Annotated in this window: 1 protein-coding gene; it reads right to left on the bottom strand. The window is 52.0% G+C overall.

The annotated features are described in order from the left end of the window. Positions 1-552: cadherin-like domain-containing protein (locus ACR0NT_RS19545; protein ID WP_480443547.1), on the bottom strand; the 552-nt coding region annotated here is incomplete at both ends.

Here is a 552-nt window from a genome sequence, read left to right as displayed (position 1 = left end):
TGGTAAAGTCATTGATCAGGAACTCACTTGCGTCAATTGTACTTTCTGCATCAATAGTATTTTCAACCTCGCTATCATCAGCCGCGACAGGTGCATCGTTTCTTCCGTGAACAACGATTGAAACCGTTGCAGTGCTCTGCCCACCATTGCCGTCTTCAACCGTATAGGTGAAGGTGTCGATAAGTGTCTCGCCCTCTGCCAGAGCCTGAACAGCATCTGCGCCGGTTGGATCATAGCTGATGGTCCCGTTGGTATTCAGCGTAAGGGCGGCCCCATGCGTACTCGCGGCAGAGACCGCTGTTACCGTCAGTGCATCCCCTTCAACATCACTGTCATTGGCCAAGAGGGTGGCGGTCTCAATCGAAGTCACAACATCTTCGTCGATCGGCGTGGGACCTTGCGCAACACCGTTTGCATCGAAAATACGCGCCTTGATGGCCCAATCAGTGTCGCCTTGCTGCCCGTCAAGAGAATGCCAGGTGACGACAAAATCACCATTGTCGAGCGCTGTCACATTTGGAGTGCCTTGAATGTCATTGGTAAACTCATTGA

It is taken from the genome of Ruegeria sp. AB10 (assembly GCF_056542745.1).
Note: the sequence above shows the minus strand (reverse complement) of the source record. Positions and strands in the feature narration are given on the sequence as shown.